The following is a 16790-nucleotide window of genomic DNA, read 5'->3' on the forward strand; positions in this document are numbered from 1 at the left end:
GCTGTGGTCTCTTGGTGAAAGCCCGTGATCGTTGGTTGAAGAATCCTCGGCGTTGGTTGAATACTCGTTGAGCCCTTGCAACGCAACCCCTCTTTTATGTGTTTCAGACTCAAACATGGATAACGTTTGGGATGGAACAGGTAGAAATTATAGCTAAAAAGATAGGAAAGTCGTGGGTGATTCTGGTAGGGATTATCGTTGCAGGGCTGGTAGCTTCTTGCTCAGATACAGACCCGGAGATCGGCTCTGATTTTTTTGATGATGTGTCGTTTGAAGTGGTGACCTGGGATACGGTGACGATGCAACTGTCTACAGTGCAGCTCGATAGCATGGTGACGAGCAGTCCTATACGCTTGCTCCTAGGCAAGGCCAGTCACGTCGACTTGGGAGAGATTACTGCCGAACCATATTTTCAGGTGGGTGACAATGCCATTACAGATTTTCCCGTTGGAGCAGACTTTAGATATTTGCGCACGAGTTTGACGCTTTACTTTGACCACTATTACTATGGGGATACGAGTCAGCTCATGGAGATACAGATTCAAGAGCTGGGGGAGGAACTGGAGTACGATGACGATAGTCGATTGTACAATTTTTCGGTAGTACCTGCTGTCACGAATGGGGGAGACGAACCGATAGTTTTTGGAGCGGAGACTCTGTACCCCCAGCCGATCAAATTGGACTCGATAGAGATCGAGATCCTCGCCGATAGAGGACAGCAGATTTACGATTTTTTGTCAGAGGGCGAGGTAGATATTGAGGACTTCAAAGATTTTATAAAAGGATTTAAGATCACCACGCCGACTGTGGGTTGTGTGTTGGGTTTCAAGCCTGAAGCAGTGTTGAGAGTGTACTACGATGATCTAGCGGATGAGACGTCGGATGAGGAGGAAGTGCTCGAATTTGGAATGGGAGAAGGAGACCTGTCTTTCAACCACATAGAGGTGCTCCGGTCGGGTACACTGGATGCTAGTATCGATCAAGGAGCTATAGCGTCAAGTCTCTCAGCTCATCGCAGTTACGTACAGTCTGGCTTAGGGCTGGGTCTGCGACTCGACCTGCCATATATCCGCGAGATCTTGGCACGAGACGAAGAGTTGTTGCTGGACAAGGTAGAGATTGAGCTCATGGTGCAAAACGAGTTTCCAGAGGAGTTGGCTATGCTACAGACGCTGGCGGTCTACCGTGTCGATGAGGACAATGATGAGTTGAGGCTGTACGAAATGCCTATGTCGGTGAGCCTCAATCTTGAATACGGCTATGACCGCTACTATACCATAGATATCACGGAGTTTGTCGAAGAACAGCTTGAGTTGGATACCGAACTCAACGAGGACGGATTACTCATTCGCTATGCGGACGAGACCTTCAACGCATCACTGAATCACCTCATTCTAGCTGATCAGCAAAACAGTGACGAGAAAAGTAAAATCAAGTTAAACGTAATTAGAATAAAATAATGAGAAGTAAATGGAGAATGCTGGTTTCCTTTTTTGTACTGGGGCTATTGGTGTCATGTGTCACTGAGGACGACAGTACGATCGAAGATGGAAACTGGGTAAGAAAATCTTCCTTTGAGGGAGTCGGTAGATCGGGGGCAGTGTCCTTTGTGATCGGCGGAAAAGCCTATGTAGGGTTAGGGTTTGATGGAGACGACTATTTGACGGATTTTTGGTCGTATGACGCGGATCAAAACTTCTGGAAGCAGGTTAGTGACTTTCCAGGGATCGGAAGATCAGGAGCTGTGGCATTTGCTATAGGAGAAAAAGGGTATGTTGCGACAGGCTACAACGGGGAAGAACTCGAAGAGGAGCTTGGGGATTTTTGGGAGTACAATAGTACTACGGATACTTGGACTCAGCTCGAAGATTTTGGCGGGAGTGCGCGCTACAAGGCCGTTGCTTTCGCATTGGATGGAGTTGGTTATGTAGGGACTGGATATGATGGCAATTACCTCAAGGATTTTTGGCAATACAATCCAGCGACTGCTGAATGGACTCAGGTTGTGAGTCTCCAAGGGGAGAAGCGTCGAGGAGCAGTGTCTTTTGTGGCCGATGACTATGCTTACATTTTGACGGGGACCAACAACGGGCTGTATGAGTCGGATTTTTGGGAGTTTGGTTCGTCCGATGATAGCTGGACACAACTCGAAGATGTCGACGAGGATGAAGACAATGAGGAGGTGCTCCGTACAGATGCAGTGGCGTTTGAGCTAGATGGCAAGGGGTACATCACCGTAGGGTCATTTGGTGCCAATCAAAACACAACGTGGGAATATACGCCAGGATCGGGTGTTTGGCTAGAGAAAACCGCCTTCGAAGGAACAGGGAGGTCAGGGGCTGTAGGTTTTACCATCAATGGTCGCTCGTTTGTGGCACTAGGTCAGAGTGGATCAGAGCGGTTTGACGATATTTGGGAGTTTTTGCCCAACGAGACGTACGACGAAGATGATTGATCAGAGATCTATCTATCTAAGTTTATTGAGCGCATTTATTCTCCTTTGCGTTTCTAGGGATGGATATGGACAGAACGGTGCAGGTTCTGTCTATTCCATCTTTGGGTTAGGAGAGTTGGATCCCTCAACCTCCGTGCAGTCACGGGGGATGGGATATGCCTCGATTGGATTGTCATCCAAATATGGTATCAACCTGGTCAACCCAGCAGCCAATGATCAAGTAGGACACTATTTCAATCATATTACCAACATTGGCTTTTATTATGCAAATACAGAATACACCACTGACGATGCTTCAGAGAGTGCATCCTACGGAGGATTGTCCAATTTGAATTTCTGGTTCAAAATCTCTGATCGTTGGAACAGCATGATTGGACTGAATCAATACAGTAATGTAGGATACAACATCAATCAAAAGGATGTCAATTCTTTTCAAGACGGAGAGTATAATGTACTCTATCAAGGAAGTGGGGGTCTCAATGAGATTTTCTTGTCCAATGGGGTTTCCTTGTGGGAGAATTTGTCGGTCGGGTTGAAGTTGGCTTTTGTATTTGGCAACATTGATCGTACAGAATGGGTGACAAGCAATCAGAATATACAGCAGTTTTACATCAACAACACTGTCAACATAAAGGACGTCTATGCCGAGTATAGTTTGAACTATCGGATTGATCGACCGAAGTACGACCTGAATTTTGGATTGGTGTACAAAAATGCGAATACACTCTCTGGCAATACTTTGTCACAAATAACCTCTGAAGCGATAGGAGAAACGGTGGACTTGCTTTTTGAGGAGGAAGAGTATACACAAGATTATGCCTTGCCTCGCAAGGCTGGGTTTGGGATGTCGTTGGATATGGACAAGTTTGTTTTTGCGGCAGACGTGGAATTCAATCAATGGAGTGAGGTAGAGTTAGAGGATTATAGTGATGATCTCAACGATACGTGGCGTTATGGGGGAGGGCTGGAGTTTACCCCAGACCGTTTTGGAGAGACCTATATGGGTCGGGTGAGTTATCGCATGGGAGGGTATATGGAAAACTCCTATCTCGCCATCGACGGGGTGACTTTTAGTAAGTACGGTTTTACCTCAGGGTTGAGTTTGCCCCTGCGCAACGGCAGCAGCATCAATATCGCTTATGAACGAAAATTCAACGGAACACTAGAAAATGACCTCATTTTTGAGGCCACTCACGAGATTTCTTTCAACCTTAGTATCAAAAACAAGTGGTTTCAGAAGAGAAAGTACTATTGAGTAGGATCGTCAGCGGATAGGTTGACGGGGATATGATGCGCTTCAAAAAACGTGACCAATTCCTCCTTGAGTTGGGGGAAGGTAGTATGTGCGATCTGAGTTGCAGGTATGACGATCAAGTTGTTGAACTCGGAGGAGTGAATGCAAATTTGCTCTTCCGAAACATCCACTTTTGTGAGCGCAGATAGGGCAGTGGATCTACTCTTATTCAGTTCGATAATTGCCGAGCGATTCAGTACATATTTCTTGTGTTTGATACGTGTCGCATGAATTCCTCCAGCAACAAGGAAGAGGACAATGGCGGCTATATTCCATGTATTCATCGCATAGTTGGAAAATGTATAGGTGATGTAGAAGGTAAAGATCAAGCTAGCTATCCATGTACGCGACCTGAGTTGAAAAGTAAGTTCGGCGGTTTTCATACTTTCGCGAAAGCGGAGCGAAGAGTATAACTCGAACACCAAAAAGACCACTGCCAAGGCAAGGTTGACGGCATAGGGTTCTATGCCTAGGGATTTGCTTGAGACGATGAATAGGATGAGGCCGATACCTATTAGTATGCGTAGTAGTTTGGATGTCATGGAGGTGGGGGTTAGGGATTGACGAACATCTCGATCAACACAGAGTTGTCTGGATAGTAGACTTCTAAACTGAGGTTTTGGAGGCTGTCACCTTGAGTGGCAGCTTTTGATCGGAGGGCTTCTTCGACATGGTGAGCGTTGGGCATGACTAGAGGGTGCATGGTTAGTGCAGCTTTGTAACTTTTGGCAGAGCGTAGCTCGATGACTTGGTAGCCAGAAGGGATGGCAGAGATGTCATCTCCTAGTAGCACACCGATGAAACGTAGGATCTCTCCATCCTCTAGTGTGTCTGGACGATAATCGACCATGCATAGGTCTCCATTGAGCTTTTTGGTCTGGAGTAGGCCTCTAACATCATTGAAGAGACGGCCTTCTTCGACATGCATGCGCTTTCCTTGGATGTACTTGCCCGCTATGCTATAGCTGTTGTTGGATGAGCTAGCTAGCTCGAAAGGTTGAAACCCACCCAAAAAGTAATAGATGGACATTAGTATCACACTCAAGGATAACAGGGAGATACCCCAGTAGATGTATTTTCTGGTCTTGATAGTCAAGGGATATTGCTTCTAGTTTGACCACTAAATTACGGAAGAAATCACTAGTACTGCACCTTGGATGGCTTATAGTTTCTCTTCCTCAAGGATCTTATTGACTTTGGTGATGACGTGATCTAGGTCCAAGGCTGAGCTGTGAATCTTCTCAATGATGAGTTCTTGCTCTTCACTACTTAGGTTTTCAAACTTAGAAATGTTGATCAGGCCTAGGAGGTTGGAGAGGGGAGCGCGGACTTCGTGGGAGTTGGCAAAGGCATAGTCTCTCAGTTTTTCGTTTTGAGACTCTATTTTTTTCGTCCTTTCTTTCACGAGAAATTCCAAGGACTCATTCATGCTTCTCATCTCTCCGTTGACTTGATGAAGCTCGATGGCCTGATTGGCTATTTTTTCTTTTTGGAGTAGGATCTCGTTATTGAGCTCTTCCAGAATGCGGATCGTTTTTCGTTTTTTGTGGTTGAACAAGTACCAAATCAAAGCAGTGACAATTGCACAAATCAAGCAGACAATCAATGCCATCTGAATGATGTTTTGTCGTTGAATTCTCAGGTGAGAAGCCTCTAATTTTTTCTCGCGAAGTTGGTTTTCCTTCATCAAGAGAAGATTTTCTCTTTCGATGAGCGAGAGTTGTTGTTTGGATTCTAGTCGAGTGATATACTCTAGCTTTTGGTTGTCAAAGAGGCTGTCTTTGAGCTGAATGTGCAATTTTGAGAACTTGTAGGTGTTTTTGCCGTCTTCCAATTGTCCGTAGATTTCATACAGTGTTTTGGCTGCTTCTGAGGCTTCCTTGAGTGCGCCTATATCTTGTGCCAAGTGGAGAGACTCTAGCGCTTGAGCTGTGGATAGGTCGAATTGACGGATGTGTAAGTTGCTTTGTGCTAGGGTGTTGTTGATTTGAGACAGCCCTAGTTTATCGTTGATTTCATGATACAAGTCCTTTGATTTTTCCAGGTATTCGTTGGCCAGCGTATACCGTCTTTGTTTGAGCAAGACTTGTCCCAGGTAGTCGTAGTTGATGGCGATGCTTGATTTGGCTTGGAGCTTGACAAATCCGTCGAGGGCTTGCTCGAAATAGTCGTATGCTTCGTCGTATTGGCCAGTTTGTAGTTTGACTGAGCCAATGTTTTCCAAACAATTGGCGACACCCCAGTGGTCATTCGAAAGTGCTTCGAGCTCTAGTGCTTTGCTGAAGTATTCTTCAGCGTCATTGTAGTCTCCAAGGTCGAGCTTTATTAGCCCTATGTTTGTATAGTTAGAGCTCACAGACATGTTGCGTTTTTGTTTGAGCTCTATTGATTTGAAGTAATAGACAATGGCACTGTCGTACTCTCCTACGGTTTTGTACAGTATGCCAAGGTTGTTGTAAGTGATGGCGGTGAGTCCATCGCTTTTGATTGCTTTTGCAATGTTCTCAGCTTCTTGATAGTACTCAAATGCTTCAGCGTATTGCCCCAATTTACGGTATAGACCTCCGAGATTGTTGAGTGAATTGATGGTGTTGGTAGTGTCGCCAAGGGCTTGAAAAAGTAGCAAGGAGCGCTGAGAAGCGGGCAATGCTGCCGCGTAGTTGGCTTTGAGGCTATATATTAAGCCTAATCTGCGTAGTGATTTGGCAAGCCCTGCTTGGTAGTTGGTTTTTTCGGAAAGTGCTAAAGATTTTTCTACATAATACAAGGCGGAATCTGAGTCATTGCGATGAAATTCTTTTGAAATCGACAGCATGATGTTTACCCTTTGTTGGTCAGAAAGAGTAGACTTCAGTAGCGTTTTCAGACTGTCTATCTTGCCGCTATTGCACCACACCGAAAGAGGGGCTATGAAAACAAGGAGTCCTATGAACCCAGTTTTGATGAGTCTGGTCATGTTGAATTACTTTGAATGTACTTCCAAGGGCACACTTTGGTTGGCACTTCTTGGTCAGTGGTTGTCGCAAATTGCTCAGGTAGGACTAGGGTACTAAGCTAATGATACATTTTTAATAAACGAAAAGTAGGAGTGAAAGAAAGTGTTAATTGTCAAGGGGTTCGGTGTGAAAACCCAGAGGAGACAGAGGGAATGATCTCCTCTGGGTTTTTTGAGTAGTCGCTGTTTTATTTTTGAATAGGGATCAATCGGAAAATAGAGCCAGGCTGCTCTACGGCGACATAGATGTATCCGTCTGGACCTGTTTTGACATTTCTGACTCGTCCGATGTTTTGCAGCAACTTTTCTTCTTCGATGACTTTTCCATTTTGGATTTTGCAGCGGTTGAGGTACTTGAAGCGCAGCGATGCAACCAGCAATTGATTTTCCCACTGTGGGTAGAGGGTACTGTCTATGAAGTCCATGCCGCACGGGGCAATCGAGGGAACCCAATAATGAAGGGGAGCATGCATGCCTTGGCGGGTGGTGTCACTCGTGAATATGGTGCCATCGTAGTTGATGCCGTAGGATACTTCGGGCCAGCCATAGTTGATACCAGGCTGTATGATATTGATCTCGTCCCCCCCTCTAGGACCGTGTTCGTTTTCCCAAAGTTGATCGTCAGATGGGTTGAATGCTAGCCCTTGAGGGTTGCGATGACCGTAAGAGTAGATGCTCTGGATGGCTGTCGAGTCTCCAACGAAGGGATTGTCCATAGGTATGCTGCCATCATCATGGATTCGGTGGATTTTTCCACAGTGATTGTCAAGGTTTTGCGGGTTCGTATCACGACTGCCTCGGTCACCTACAGAAAAATATAAGTAACCATCATCATCAAATTCAATTCTTGATCCAAAGTGATAGGGTTTTTTGGAGTAGGGCATGGCCACAACCAGGTCTTCTCCATCGGTCAAACGGTCGCCTGCGTATTTGTACTTGGCGATAGCGGTCGTAGCAAGTGTGTCACCTCCATCTACTTTGATTTTGGCGTAGGAAAGATAGAGTAGTTGGTTTGTTTCAAAATCGGGATGAAGCTCTATATCCATTAAGCCTCCTTGACCAAAAGCACGAGTCTCTGGTCCACCGGAGATTTCTGTTTTTTCACGTTGGGCGTTGATTTTGTAGAGTCGTCCAGAAACTTCGGTGATCAATAGCTCACTATTTGGAAGGAAAACCATGCCCCAGGGTACTGCGCCACCGCTATATACTGTATCGAGTTTGAGATCAAACTCCGCACTTGTCTCGAAAGTGTCTGAGCGGATAGTTTCTTCTTCGAAGGTATATTGCCCCGTGTTTTCGATCCCCGTACGGATATAGGCTACTAGATCTTGGATCTCTTCGTCGGTAAAGGCATTTTGGAAGGAGGGCATGCCCAAATCCCCTAGTCCATACTTGATGGTCTGAAAAAGGCTGTCTGGTTCATTGCCATGTTTCCATTTGCGATCAGTAAAGGCTTCCATTTGTGCGCCGTGGCATCCGCTGCAATTGGTAGTGAAGCGTTCTTTTGCTGCACGGAAATCTTTTTGTTGTTTCTCTTGAGTTTGACAAGACACCATCCATGCTCCTAGCCATAGTGTAGTGCCCAATAGAAGAATACGTTTCATCCGATAAATCTACGGAAAAGGATAGTGAATCAAAGTGTGAAAGTAGGAATTGAGACATCTGTCAGTGGACTTAGGTTTATATGTCGACTATTTGTCTTTCGCAAAGTGGGAGGGGTACTGTATAGAAAAAAGGGCAGGAGGATAAAAACAAAAAAGGCTACCTTGTGGTAGCCTTATGATGTGCACGCGGAAGGATTCGAACCCTCAACCCCCAGAGCCGAAATCTGGTATTCTATCCAGTTGAACTACGCGTGCTTATGAGATAGTACTGAGTATCTAGACGAAAGTCAAGATACTCAGTACTCAATATATTATATCAATTCTTTCACTTTCGCAGCAGCGTCTTTCAATACGATCGCTGAGTAGACTTTCAAGCCTGACTCTTCGATGATTTTAGCACCTTCTTCTGCATTGGTTCCTTGTAGTCTTACGATGATCGGGATGTTGATTTCTCCGATGTTTTTGTAGGCTTCTACTACTCCGTTGGCCACTCTGTCACATCTCACAATACCACCGAAGATATTGATCAAAATTGCTTTTACGTTTGGATCCTTCATGATGATACGGAAGCCTGCTTCTACTGTTTCAGCATTGGCTGATCCTCCTACGTCGAGGAAGTTGGCTGGCTCACCACCTGACAATTTGATGATGTCCATGGTGGCCATCGCTAGTCCAGCACCATTGACCATACACCCTACATTTCCGTCTAGTTTGACATAGTTCAATCCAGATTTTCCCGCTTCTACTTCCGCTGGATCTTCTTCTGACAAGTCTCTCAACTCCATCAGATCTCTGTGTCTGAATAGTGCATTGTCATCCAAGTCCACTTTCGCATCTACCGCGAGGATCTTGTTGTCGGATGTTTTTAGTACAGGGTTGATTTCAAACATAGACGAATCAGTCCCTTCGTATGCTTTGTACAGCGAGAAGATGAATTTCACCATGCCTTTGAAAGCTTCGCCTTCGAGACCCAGGGCAAAAGCTACTTTTCTAGCCTGAAATCCTTGTAGTCCTACCGCAGGGTCGATCCATTCCTTGATGATTTTTTCTGGTGTATTCTCTGCTACCGTTTCGATATCCATACCACCTTCGGTAGAGGCCATGATCACGTTGCATCCTTTGGCTCTGTCCAAGAGGATACTGAGGTAATACTCTTTTGGCTCAGAGTCGCCTGGGTAATACACGTCTTGTGCAACCAAAACTTTGTTGACTTTCTTTCCTTCTGGGCCAGTTTGGTGTGTCACCAAGGTTCCGTTGAGGATGTCTTTGGCTTTGGTAGATACTTCGTCGAGGCTTTTCGCCAAAACTACACCGTTTGAACCTGTCTCGTTGATTTTGCCCTTTCCTCTACCACCTGCGTGGATCTGTGCTTTGATTACATACCAGCTGGTGCCAGTTTTTGCGTTGAGTTCTTTGGCAGCCACGAGAGCAGCTTCTGGAGTGTCAGCAACAATGCCTTCTTGAATTGTTACACCGTATCCTTTTAGTATTTCCTTAGATTGATATTCGTGAATGTTCATTTGCCTATAAGTTTTTTGCCCCGAAGGGTTGCCTACGGCGCGAATCTACGTCAATAGCATGGTATTTTCAAGAAAGGATTTTCCAATATCTACTTAGATTGTAAAAAACGAGTAGAAGATGGGAGTTTTATCCTCTTGTAGGCGGTCGATTTTGTTGCTATATATGTGGATTTAGGTAGACTATAGATCTGTGTGGAGGATTCATTGTAGATATTGATTAGCTTGTTTAACTTTTGCCGAATTATAGAGTTGATGGAAAAAACAAACCGCATTTGAAGTATAAAAAATTAAACATACTGTTTCTCGAAGATTCGGCAGAGGATGCCGAGCGCGTAGCGTATGAGTTGGACCGTGCAGGACTGGACAATGACTATTTGCGAGTCAGTGATCTCACGGATTTCAAAGAAAAACTTTTTGATTTTTTGCCACATGTAGTGATCTCAGATTATTACCTGCCGACTTGTACAGCCCTAGATGCGATCCGTTTGTTGGGAGAGATCAACATTCCTTTCATTATCGTCTCGGATGTAGTTGGGGAAGAAAATGCCGTTGATGCACTCAAATCCGGAGTGACAGATTTCGTATCCAAAGACCACCTCTCTCGGCTTCCACTGGTGATCGAGCGGGCGCTCAACGAAATGAAGTCTGTGCGTCACCAAAAGAATGTGGAGCACGAATTGATTCAAAGCAAAGAGCGTCTCGAGTTGGCTTTGGAAGGGACAGACTTGGGCGTGTGGGATTTGGACTTTATGTCCAATACCATCATTTATGATGAGAAGAGTTTGTCCATCCTAGAGCTACCTAAAAAGGATGCAATCATGAGGTTTGGTTATTTTCAAGGATATGAGGGAATGGATCAGACAAGACTCAAAAAAGGAATGGATGATCATATTGCGGGAGTGACGCCTATTTTTGATCAGGAATTTTCGATCAAACCGGAGGATTCGGCGGTACCCAAATGGATACTGGTACGTGGCAAAATCACTCGGCGTGCACTGGATGGTACACCACTTCGTGCGTCGGGTACCTTGCTCGATGTGACAGAAAAGAAAGTCAATGAGGAAAACTTAAAGAAGAACCAAGCTATTCTTGAAAATGCCGAAGCAGTAGCGCATATTGGTAGTTTTGAGTGGTTGCCCAAGAGTGAGCGATTTGTCTATTCGGAGGGCTTTGCTGAGATATTGGATTTCGAGCCAGGACAAAAAGTCTCGATTAGACAGTTATATAAGGAAAGGATTCATCGTCAGGATCGCCAATTTCTCCGTGAGGTACTGTTTGGCGGCAAGGAGTTTTACGACATAGAGCACCGTATCAATATGTCAGATGGAGAAATGAAGATACTCAGAAACTCGGGCAATATTCGACACAACACAAAGGGAGAGATCGTCTCCATCATGGGGATCGTACAGGATATCACAGAACAGCGGGAGATTAGTAAGTCGATTTTCAACGCCCAGCAATTTGAAAGGAGTCGAATGGCTAGAGATATCCATGATGGGATTGGCCAGATGTTGGTAGCCACTAAGTTCAAGATTTCGTCCTTGGAGACAAACCCTAGTGATGAGCCCAAGAAGGAAGAGATCGAGGAGTTGCTGTCTACGATACTTGAAGAGGTAAGGCGCGTCTCTAGAAACATGTCTAATCGTCATCTGGAGGAGTTTGGCCTCAAGAAGACCATGGAGTATCTCGTCGAGCAGGTAGAGACCATGGGGGATTTCGAGGTGATTCATTCGCTAGATATACCGGATGACTACAACATGGACCTATCCAGTGCCATCTATCGTATCGCCCAAGAGGCTACTTTCAACATTGTCAAATATGCCAAAGCAAGTAATGTGTCGATTAAGGTGGAATCTACCGATCAAAATATTATCTTAGAAGTTAAAGATGATGGAGTCGGATTTGATACAGAAAATAATTGGAATGGTATAAAAAATATGAAAGAAAGGACATCTTTGCAAAACGGCCATTTTGAGATTAGTTCTGCCGTGGGCAAGGGTACCATCATTAAATCTTGGTTTCCGCTCAATACATAAGACCATATACCTATGTCGAAAATAAAAATTCTAGTTGTAGACGATCACTCCCTAGTCAGGGAGGGGATAATTACCATGCTATCTATATATGATGATTTTGAGATCATCGCTGACGCTGAGAGTGGCGAAAGAGCATTGGAGATACTAGAAGAGCAGCGCCCAGACGTCATCTTGCTCGATATCAATATGACAGGGATCAATGGTATAGAGACAGCTCAAAAGGTGCTCGCAACCTACGAGGGCATCAAGATCATCATCCTCTCTATGGAGGTAACTCAGGACCATATATCAGAGGCCATCAAAGCGGGAGTGTCGGGCTACTTGGCCAAGGATACCAAAAAGGAAGTGCTCGCGGAGGCCATACGAAAGGTGATGGAGGGGGAGCAATATTTCGGAGATAAAATCTCGGAGGTGATCTTCAAGGGTTTTTACAAGCAGAGCAAAGGAGAACAGGTAGCAACCGAAAACAAAGACCTCAGCAAGAGGGAAGTAGAGGTGCTGAGACAAATTGCTTCTGGATTGTCCAACCGTGAGATTGCTGACAAGCTATTCATATCAATCCGTACGGTAGACGCACATCGCAATCATATCATGCAGAAACTGAGTATGAAAAGCACCGCACAGCTTGTGAAATATGCGATCAAAGAGAAGATCATCGATCTCGAATAGGTCGATTTTTGACAAAGCACCTAGTTTTCTAGGTAATTTTCTTACTCCTACCATATGATAATCCTGCATCTGCAGGATTTTTTTTGTATGCATTTTTCGTGTGGTATTTTTCTTTGTTTTTCTTTTGATGACTAAGTCTTACTTATTATTGGAATAGTTCAATTTTTGACTCATGGAGGGGCTTATTGACAACTTTTTTTGACCAATATTCCTAAAAAATATTTTACGAGAATCCTCTATTTTTTCCTTTTGTCTTTCACTCTACTTTTGAAATGTGATTGAAACTTAAATGAGTCAATCATCTGATTATCAGACAAGATCATGAGATCAGCTATTGAAAAGAAAGAACTAATCACAACGGTGATTTTATAAGATACGGGATAATACAGGTGGATTAAAAGGGTTGTCGTTAGACGGCAACTCTTTTTACTTCTCCTTTATTACAGATGATACAGGTGGATTAATAAGGGTTGTTGTTAGACGGCAGCTCTTTTTTACACTTTTCATCAAAAGACACGGGATAATACAGGTGGATTAAAAGGGTTGTCGTTAGACGGCAACTCTTTTTTACTTCTCCTTTATTACAGATGACACAGGTGGATTAATAAGGGTTGTTGTTAGACGGCAGCTCTTTTTTACACTTTTCATCAAAGACACGGGATAATACAGGTGGATTAAAAGGGTTGTCGTTAGACGGCAACTCTTTTTTATTTCTCCTTTATTACAGATGATACAGGTGGATTAATAAGGGTTGTTGTTAGACAGCAGCTCTTTTTTACACTTTTCATCAAAAGACACGGGATAATACAGGTGGATTATAAAAGGGTTGTTCGATAGAATAGCCTTTTTTTTTGTCTGTGTGTCAAAGTTTCCTACCTATTCATATCTTTGTTGCCTAACAGGTTCGACATGCTGCAGGCCAAAAACATTCATAAATCTTACGGTGATCTAGAAGTACTCAAAGGCGTAGATTTGACCGTCGGTGACGGAGAGATCATATCCATAGTAGGAGAGTCAGGTGCTGGCAAGAGTACTTTGCTACAGATTCTCGGGACGCTAGACGTGCCGGACGCAGGAGTCGTAGAGATCAATCAGAAGAATGTAATAGGGCTCAAAGCCAAAGAATTGTCAGCGTTTCGTAACCGAGAGATTGGGTTTGTGTTCCAATTTCACAATCTCTTGCCAGAATTTACCCTCAAAGAAAACATCTGTATGCCAGCTTATATTCAGGGGCGAAAGGGAAAGGAACTCGATGAATATGCTGAGTATTTGCTTGACCTCTTGGGAATCGCGAGGCGTAGAGACCATAAACCTGCGCAGGTATCGGGAGGAGAGTTGCAGCGTGCATCAGTTGCCAGAGCATTGATCAACAAGCCTTCATTGATTTTTGCTGACGAACCGAGTGGCAATCTTGATTCCAAAAATGCAGAAGAGTTGCATCGGTTGTTTTTCAAGTTGCAAAAGGAGTTTGGGCAGGCTTTTGTCATCGTGACGCACAACAAGTCATTGGCGGAAATGGCCGACCGAAAGATCACGATCCAGGACGGTTCGATCCTTAGCTAAATTGCTCATGAAAATATCTAAGGGGGTTCAATACATGCTCATTGCGGCATTTGTGTTTTCGTTGATGAAGGTGTGTATCAAGCAAGTGTCTCATATACCAGCCGTGGAGGTGATCATGTTTCGTTCGGTGATCTCTCTGTTATTGAGTGGCTTTTTTTTATACAGACAGAAGGTGTCCTTCTGGGGCAACAACAAGAAAGTACTGATCATGCGAGGAGCCTCTGGAGCCGTAGCTTTGGTGATGTTTTTCTCTCTTGTCCAGCAGATCCCACTTGCTGCGGCAGCCAGCATGCAATACCTCTCTCCAGTCTTCGCAGCGATCTTGGGCGTATTCATCGTCAAAGAGAAAGTCAGTTGGAAACAATACCTTTATTTTGCAATTTCATTCGCAGGGGTGCTGGTGATACAGGGCTTTGACAGTAGGATCTCGGGATTGCATCTAGCGATGGGTCTTGGTGCTTCGTTTTTTGCGGGCTTGGCCTACAACTTTGTCCGAAAACTTAAGACTACCGAGCACCCTTTGGTGATTATCCTCTATTTTCCATTGGTGACACTTCCTATGGCGATCCTTGCGAGCTATTTTGTGTGGGAGATGCCCCAAGGCGCTGATTGGTTTTATCTGTTGCTGGTTGGGGTTTTTACCCAGATTGCGCAGTACTACCTGACGCGATCGTATCAGCTAGAGGAGATTTCCAAAGTCTCCATCATCAATTATACCGGGCTGCTGTATTCGATTGCTTTTGGTTTTTTACTCTTCGGAGAGACCTACGACTGGATGAGTTACATAGGGATGCTCCTCATCGTCATCGGTGTGGTACTGAATGTCAAGTTGAAGAAGTAGTTTAAGTGCTGCAGATATATCTGTTTAGCGCTTCTCCTATACCTCTTCGAATGAGTTGTCCTGTGTGAATCAACATGTCCATACGTTTTTATAAGATTTTCTGTCAAAAAATGTAACGATTTACTTTTGGACGGACTAACATAGTATGCGAACCAAAACTATCGGAATTGGACAAGGGAACAAACACCCACAAGGAAAGAGCTTCTATGTGAGTGTTTTGAAGGTGTTGCAATGAGAATCTTAAGATAAGTCTGATTATTTTACTTCTAATACTACCACAGAGGCAGGAGGCAACGTCACTTCAAGTTGCCCGCCTTTAACCTTGAATTCTTTGAAATCAACAGGTTGAATTTTGCTAGGCTTGTCGAAGGAGTTGTGGTCTTGTATTTTAGCAGAAGCCAAAACACTACCTGAGACATCTGCTTTTTTTACTCCCGATAGTGGGATGCTCACTGTCTGAGTCTGGCGAGCGTCGATATTGACTAGCGAAATATGCGTGATTCCAGCTTGATCGACGGACGCCGAAGCGGATATTGCGGGTAGTTCGTTTGCCCCATTTTTGTAAGTGGCGTTGTTTTGGATTTTGAGCGGGAGCAGTTTTGCATCATGATGTGCCGTGTACATTTTCATGACATGGTAGGTCGGTGTGAGTATCATTTTTTCTTCTTTCGTCAGGATCACGGCTTGTAGCACGTTGACACTTTGAGCGAGGTTGGCCATTTTGACTCGGTCCGCGTGGTTGTTGAATATGTTGAGTGTCATGCCTGCAATCATGGCATCTCTCATGGTGTTTTGCTGATAGAGGAAGCCGGGGTTGGTGCCTTCTTCCACATCGTACCATCCGCCCCATTCGTCGACGATCAGGTCGATTTTCTTTTCGGGATCGTACTTGTCCATGATCGCTACGTGTTTGGTGACGAGTTCTTCCATCTCCCAGGCACGCTGCAAAGTGATGAAATACTGCTCCTCGGTGAACTGAGAAGCGGACCCCTTGTCGTTCCAATCAATCACCGAATAGTGGTGTAGAGCGAGACCATCTACAAGGTGAGCAGGGATGTTTTTCATGAGTGTTTCGGTCCAGTTGTAATCATTGCTGCTGGCACCAGAGGCGATACGTTGGATGTCACTCCCAGTCATGTAAGTGGCAAATTGGCGATAGACATTCGCGTAGTATTCGGGGGTCATGTGACCGCCACAGCCCCAGGCTTCATTGCCTACCCCCCAGTACTTTACATTCCATGGGTTTTCTCTACCGTTTTCTTTGCGCAGCTCTGACATGGGACTCACGCCTCCGTTGTTGGTGTACTGCATCCAGTCGGCAAACTCCTTGACCGTGCCGCTGCCTACATTGCCAGAGAGGTAGGGTTCTGTCTCGAGCAATTCGCACATGTTGAGAAACTCATGTGTACCAAAGCTGTTGTCTTCGGTCACACCGCCCCACCATTGGTTGACGATGGTGGGGCGCTGGTCTTTTGGTCCTATGCCATCCTGCCAGTGGTAGGTGTCTGCAAAACAGCCCCCAGGCCAACGGAGGTTGGGAATTTGTAGTTCTTTGAGTGCTTCGATGATGTCGTTGCGTACGCCAGCGGTATGAGGGATCCTGGTTTCGTCTTCTCCGACATAGAAGCCATCGTAGATACAGCGCCCGAGGTGCTCAGCAAAGTGACCGTAGATGTGCTTGCTGATCGTTGGCCCGTTTGTTTTGGTATCGATTTGTACCTGGATGTCTTGTGCTGAACTCAGGGTCCAGCCACATACGAAGGAAAGTAGTAATGTTAGTTGCTTCATGCTTGTGTTATTTTTTGTCTAAATC

The 16790-nt window shown here is 44.9% G+C and carries 13 protein-coding genes and 1 tRNA gene; 7 read left to right on the forward strand and 7 right to left on the reverse strand.

Annotated features, from left to right (window positions below):
* Positions 1–131: 131 nt before the first annotated feature.
* From BFP72_RS00210 to BFP72_RS00220, 3 genes are read left to right on the forward strand one after another with little or no spacing between them, the layout of a single operon-like run.
* Positions 132–1460, forward strand: coding sequence for a DUF4270 family protein (locus tag BFP72_RS00210; RefSeq protein ID WP_099597183.1), 1329 nt, complete (start codon positions 132–134; stop codon positions 1458–1460).
* Complete coding sequence (locus BFP72_RS00215) at positions 1460–2455, forward strand: kelch repeat-containing protein (RefSeq protein WP_099597184.1); 996 nt, start codon at positions 1460–1462, stop codon at positions 2453–2455. The genes BFP72_RS00210 and BFP72_RS00215 overlap by 1 nt, the downstream gene beginning before the upstream one ends.
* Positions 2448–3710, forward strand: coding sequence for a hypothetical protein (locus tag BFP72_RS00220; RefSeq protein WP_099597185.1), 1263 nt, complete (start codon positions 2448–2450; stop codon positions 3708–3710). Before BFP72_RS00215 ends, BFP72_RS00220 begins: the two co-directional genes overlap by 8 nt.
* Here the strand turns inward: BFP72_RS00220 and BFP72_RS00225 are convergent.
* The 6 genes from BFP72_RS00225 to sucC form a co-directional block, all read right to left on the reverse strand.
* Positions 3704–4291: a hypothetical protein gene (locus BFP72_RS00225; RefSeq protein ID WP_099597186.1), complete on the reverse strand. Its 588-nt coding sequence runs from the start codon at positions 4289–4291 to the stop codon at positions 3704–3706. The two genes, BFP72_RS00220 and BFP72_RS00225, sit on opposite strands and share 7 nt — an antisense overlap.
* 11 nt (positions 4292–4302) lie before the next feature.
* Entirely contained in the window at positions 4303–4845 is a 543-nt protein-coding gene (locus tag BFP72_RS00230) for a hypothetical protein (RefSeq protein ID WP_099597187.1), read from the reverse strand.
* Positions 4846–4911: 66 nt separating this feature from the next.
* Positions 4912–6705 (reverse strand): tetratricopeptide repeat protein, encoded by a 1794-nt coding sequence (locus tag BFP72_RS00235; RefSeq protein ID WP_099597188.1) that lies wholly within the window; start codon positions 6703–6705, stop codon positions 4912–4914.
* A gap of 227 nt (positions 6706–6932) precedes the next feature.
* Positions 6933–8348 (reverse strand): PQQ-dependent sugar dehydrogenase, encoded by a 1416-nt coding sequence (locus BFP72_RS00240; protein WP_099597189.1) that lies wholly within the window; start codon positions 8346–8348, stop codon positions 6933–6935.
* A gap of 181 nt (positions 8349–8529) precedes the next feature.
* Positions 8530–8603 (reverse strand) — tRNA-Arg (locus BFP72_RS00245).
* 56 nt (positions 8604–8659) lie between these two features.
* A complete protein-coding gene (gene sucC / locus BFP72_RS00250) occupies positions 8660–9868 on the reverse strand; it encodes an ADP-forming succinate--CoA ligase subunit beta (protein WP_099597190.1) in 1209 nt (402 codons plus the stop codon).
* 272 nt (positions 9869–10140) lie between these two features.
* Between sucC and BFP72_RS00255 the strand changes: the two genes are divergently transcribed.
* From BFP72_RS00255 to BFP72_RS00270, 4 genes are all read left to right on the forward strand, one after another.
* Positions 10141–11904 carry a histidine kinase gene (locus tag BFP72_RS00255; RefSeq protein WP_158233208.1) on the forward strand — a complete coding sequence of 588 codons (1764 nt, stop codon included), beginning with the start codon at positions 10141–10143 and terminating at the stop codon, positions 11902–11904.
* A 12-nt stretch (positions 11905–11916) separates the two neighbouring features.
* The gene (locus tag BFP72_RS00260) at positions 11917–12573 is read left to right on the forward strand and encodes a response regulator transcription factor (protein ID WP_099597192.1); all 657 of its coding nucleotides are present in this window, start codon (positions 11917–11919) and stop codon (positions 12571–12573) included.
* A gap of 909 nt (positions 12574–13482) precedes the next feature.
* Positions 13483–14136: an ABC transporter ATP-binding protein gene (locus BFP72_RS00265; RefSeq protein ID WP_099597193.1), complete on the forward strand. Its 654-nt coding sequence runs from the start codon at positions 13483–13485 to the stop codon at positions 14134–14136.
* Positions 14137–14143: 7 nt separating this feature from the next.
* Positions 14144–14977 (forward strand): DMT family transporter, encoded by an 834-nt coding sequence (locus BFP72_RS00270; RefSeq protein WP_255397132.1) that lies wholly within the window; start codon positions 14144–14146, stop codon positions 14975–14977.
* Between the two features lie 255 nt (positions 14978–15232).
* Here the strand turns inward: BFP72_RS00270 and BFP72_RS00275 are convergent, their stop codons facing one another.
* Positions 15233–16765, reverse strand: a complete 1533-nt coding sequence (locus BFP72_RS00275) for an alpha-N-arabinofuranosidase (protein ID WP_099597195.1) — start codon at positions 16763–16765, stop codon at positions 15233–15235.
* Between the last annotated feature and the right edge of the window lie 25 nt (positions 16766–16790).

This window comes from Reichenbachiella sp. 5M10, from assembly GCF_002742335.1.
Lineage (GTDB): Bacteria > Bacteroidota > Bacteroidia > Cytophagales > Cyclobacteriaceae > Reichenbachiella.